The organism is Mycobacterium sp., from assembly GCF_050700595.1.
Lineage (GTDB): Bacteria > Actinomycetota > Actinomycetes > Mycobacteriales > Mycobacteriaceae > Mycobacterium.
In genome coordinates this window covers 1-3,641 of the sequence record NZ_JBOHHI010000213.1, presented here as the reverse complement: position 1 = coordinate 3,641, position 3,641 = coordinate 1, and the positions used below count along the sequence as shown (strand labels likewise).

Genomic DNA, 3,641 nt, shown 5'->3' with positions numbered 1-3,641 from the left:
CGATCTGCTGCGAAAGATGTTGCCCCGCAGTGCGGCTCATTTACTGATTCGGCTGCGCAATGCTTTGTTCGAGGGCGTGATCTGGTTTTTGGCGCGTAAGACGCCGGGCTTCATGAAGTGGTGGATCCGCCGCATCGCGATCAGCAACCTGCCCAAGGGTTATGACGTCGACACCCACTTCAAGCCGCGCTATAACCCGTGGGACCAGCGGCTGTGCCTGATCCCCGACGCCGACCTGTACGTTGCGATCAGCGAAGGCCGCGCCCAGGTGGTCACCGAGCATATCGACCACTTCGACTCCACCGGCATCGTGTTGCAAACGGGCAGCCATCTGGACGCCGACATCATCGTCACCGCCACCGGTCTGCAGTTGCAGGCGCTGGGCGGGGCCACGATCAGGTTGGACGGTGTCGAGATCAAGCCACAGGACCGCTTTGTCTACAAGGCACACATGCTCGAGGATGTGCCCAACCTGTTCTGGTGTGTCGGCTATACCAACGCGTCGTGGACACTGCGCGCCGACATCACCGCGCGCGCGACAGCGAAGCTGTTGGCGTACATGAGCTCTCACGGCTACACGCACGCCTACCCGCATCTCGGCGGTGAGCCGATGCCCGAGAAGCCAGCCTGGGACATCCAGGCGGGATACGTTTTGCGGGCACTGCATGCGCTGCCGAAGTCGGGCACCAAGCGGCCCTGGAATGTGCGGCAGAACTACTTCGCCGATGCCATCGACTACCGTTTCGATCGCATCGAAGAGGCGATGGTATTCGGGCGGGCCGAAGAGCCGGCGGCGTTGGCGGGTTAGGGCCACACCGTGATCAGGATCATTTCGATAAAGATCCCGATGGCGGCGCCGAATGCGGCAGCGAACGCTCCTATGGCGAACTGTCGCGCGGGCACAAACGGATAGGCGATCGCCCCCAGGATGGCGGGAAATATCCATGCGACGGGCCAAAGCATGACGAGGCTCAGCGCGAGAGTCATAGCTCCGGCAAATAGACCAGTCAGCAATAGGATTGGCTCGTCGCGCGGTCGTGTGCGACGAGGAACCGGTCCGTCGGGCGTCATCCGAGGGCCACTCCCACAAATAAGAAGCCCAGCATCGCCGCAGCGCCGGTCAACGGCGCGATGACGGCCGCGACGCCGATAGTGCGCAACGCACTGCGACGAGCCCATCCCGCAACAGCCAGGCCGGTAACGATCAATGGGATACATATTGCGCCGACGATCGCCCAATTCATGACGGCGTGCGGCCGGTGCTCAGACGTGGCCATCGCGAGGTGGATGATCGTCGCCCACAAGACTCCGGCCAAGCACGCTCCGCCGACGACCGCGTCGCGCCAACTGATTTCGCCAGTTGTACCGGACCGTTTCAACGGCATTGGTCTAGTATCTCTCATTTCAGCATCACCACCGAGGCTGGGTTCGGCAGTGTCCCGAGCTCTGTGGTCAGCAGGGGCACTATCGGCACGACTCCGGAAAGACCTTGGAAGTCACTCAGCACCTGTGGGTCCCCGATATCGTGACTCCACCACAGGCCCTTCTCCGGACCCCATTGACCTACATCTGCCGGCCACATTCGGAGGACGGTAGACGTCGTGGGAACGCCGTGGGCGCCGGGTCGATCGTTGTAGGCCTCGAGGGCGGGAAACGATGTGGCGACGCCGCCGATACGGGGTGCATCGGCGCCGGGCTGCACGGCAATAGTGCCCTTGACACAAACAGTTTCCTTGGCCAGGCTTTCACCTCCCGGTGAGAACGGATCTGCGGCCGCATAGTCGATGTACACCGAGCCGTCGTGGCGCTGCGCGACCTTGATTGTGGGGCTACCCGTACGCACCTGGTTGGTGGTCAGGTTGGCCGAAGGGTTCTGCCGCGCGACCACCACGCCGTTCTCGTAGTCGATTTCCAGCGAGACCCGCGAACTCTCCGGGCTGGCGGCTGGGTTGAAACCGCGGTTGTCGCCGGCGTTGTCGTCGAAGATCAAAGGCAACGCTGTCGGGTCCTTGACCGACTTGGCAGGGATGAACAGGTTCATCCGTACCACCCCTTGTCCAGGTACCGGCGTGATGCGACCCACCACGATATTGGGTGGTACATCGGCGTTCTTGGGGTCGTAACTATGCGGGTCCAGCGCCGCAGCGGTTTCCAATCTGCCGCCGAGGACGGTGGCCGACCGAACACCTGTTGGAAAGCACCGATTTGATTCGCTAACTGGGGTCCTGGACTCTGCGGTGGTCCTGCAACGGCCGGGATCGTTGCGTCACCGTCGGCCATGTTGATGGCGTTGGCGAGCAAATCGTCGATGGCGTCGGCTTCCCGCAGAATCGCAAAGAGCCGCTGCTGAAGGTCCAGCGTGTAGATCAACGCGTCCGCTGGATCTGTGATCTCGTCGGTGAATTCAACCTTGCTGGTGTACGGGTTCACCGTCAGGCGGTGCTCGTGCGCTTCGCTCATCAGGCTCCGCAGTTTCGCTTGTACGGCTTCAATTCCGTCTGCGGCAGTTTTCGCGGCGTGCGCGACCGCCATCGCCTCCTCGCCATGGCTGTCGAGATCTCTGCGGGTCGCGGCGAGAGCGTGTTTGGCGGCCTCGGCAGTGTCACCGTGCCAGGTCTCGAAGACGCGCAACGCGCCCAGCCCCTCCGACGCATCGGAGGCAGCTTGGGCCCGCCCCTGGGCGGCGCGGAATACCTCACGTACCGCCTCTGCATTCCACGCCTCGACGTCGGCAACTGATAATCCGTGGCCGCTCACATCGTCTCCATCTGGAGCAGAGTGGCAGCCACGGTGGACGTCGTCACTTCACCTTGACCGTCGGGAGCATCGCGAGATATGTGCAACTGAAAGCGCATCTCGCGAGTGCGGCGGGCGGTGACTACCGACTTTCTCGATCAGCGATACCATCGGCCCATGTCGGACACGCCCCCTACCGGGCCTTTCCCCGAACCAAGCCGCAGCGGAGGTCCTTTCGTCCCGGCTGCGCCACCTTCATGGCCGCCAGCGCCAGCGATGGCTACCCGCAAGTCCGCACGCTGGCCCATCCTTGCCATGCTGGTGATGACGCTCGTCGCCGTCGCTGCTGCTGCCGCCGCGTGGCTGCGCCCGCTGCCGGAAGTCAAAACACCATCTGCTCCGGCCGCACCCACTTTCACCGACCAACAAATCGCCGATGCGAAAGTGAACATTTGCGATGCGTTCAAGATTGTGTACAAGTCAGTGTCCACGAATACGAGTCGCACCAACCCAGTACCGGGTGACGAGATAGGCGCGCTTGCCACAGGCGTATACGCGTCCTTGTCGAACTACACGGGCGGAGATTATCTTATGGATCGCCTGACGGCAGAGCCCGCAACCCCCGCTCAGCTCGCGAACTCGATCAAATCACTCGCCAATGCCCTTAAAAAGATCGCGATAATCGACCTAGCCGGCGAGCCGGATTCCGCGCTCGTTCCACTCCGGCAGGCTATAAACGCGGAAGCGGTAACGATCCAGGGGCTGTGCAAATGAGCAGTGAAGCTCCGCCTGGTGAATTAGGCGAACTCCTCGTAGGGCATGTGTGGACGCCGCAATCAGATCTGAGCATTACTAGTGTCGCCTCGACGAAACGGCAAACCACTTCGACCGCGTGGCAGCATTTT

The 3,641-nt window shown here is 62.2% G+C and carries 5 protein-coding genes and 1 pseudogene; 2 read left to right on the top strand and 4 right to left on the bottom strand.

Features of this window, described 5'->3' with window-relative positions:
* A pseudogene (locus ACRDTL_RS19600) lies at positions 1 to 808 on the top strand (FAD-dependent oxidoreductase); the annotation flags it as partial.
* Here the strand turns inward: ACRDTL_RS19600 and ACRDTL_RS19595 are convergent.
* From ACRDTL_RS19595 to ACRDTL_RS19580, 4 genes are all read right to left on the bottom strand, one after another.
* Positions 805 to 987 carry a hypothetical protein gene (locus tag ACRDTL_RS19595; RefSeq protein WP_431508358.1) on the bottom strand — a complete coding sequence of 61 codons (183 nt, stop codon included), beginning with the start codon at positions 985 to 987 and terminating at the stop codon, positions 805 to 807. The pseudogene ACRDTL_RS19600 and the gene ACRDTL_RS19595 sit on opposite strands and share 4 nt — an antisense overlap.
* An 80-nt stretch (positions 988 to 1,067) precedes the next feature.
* Entirely contained in the window at positions 1,068 to 1,316 is a 249-nt protein-coding gene (locus ACRDTL_RS19590; RefSeq protein WP_431508357.1) for a hypothetical protein, read from the bottom strand.
* 83 nt (positions 1,317 to 1,399) lie between these two features.
* The gene (locus ACRDTL_RS19585; protein WP_431508356.1) at positions 1,400 to 2,041 is read right to left on the bottom strand and encodes a hypothetical protein; all 642 of its coding nucleotides are present in this window, start codon (positions 2,039 to 2,041) and stop codon (positions 1,400 to 1,402) included.
* Positions 2,038 to 2,757, bottom strand: coding sequence for a hypothetical protein (locus ACRDTL_RS19580; RefSeq protein ID WP_431508355.1), 720 nt, complete (start codon positions 2,755 to 2,757; stop codon positions 2,038 to 2,040). The genes ACRDTL_RS19585 and ACRDTL_RS19580 overlap by 4 nt, the downstream gene beginning before the upstream one ends.
* 255 nt (positions 2,758 to 3,012) lie before the next feature.
* On the opposite strand from ACRDTL_RS19580, the gene ACRDTL_RS19575 reads away from it, so the two are divergent.
* A complete protein-coding gene (locus ACRDTL_RS19575; protein WP_431508354.1) occupies positions 3,013 to 3,510 on the top strand; it encodes a hypothetical protein in 498 nt (165 codons plus the stop codon).
* The last annotated feature ends 131 nt before the right edge of the window (positions 3,511 to 3,641 follow it).

What these genes read in the sequence shown, in the direction of transcription:
- ACRDTL_RS19585 (WP_431508356.1), bottom strand. Translation starts at nt 2,041, where the DNA reads ATGAACCTGTTCATCCCTGCCAAGTCGGTCAAGGACCCGACAGCGTTG.
- ACRDTL_RS19575 (WP_431508354.1), top strand. Translation starts at nt 3,013, where the DNA reads ATGGCTACCCGCAAGTCCGCACGCTGGCCCATCCTTGCCATGCTGGTG.
- ACRDTL_RS19595 (WP_431508358.1), bottom strand. Translation starts at nt 987, where the DNA reads ATGACTCTCGCGCTGAGCCTCGTCATGCTTTGGCCCGTCGCATGGATA.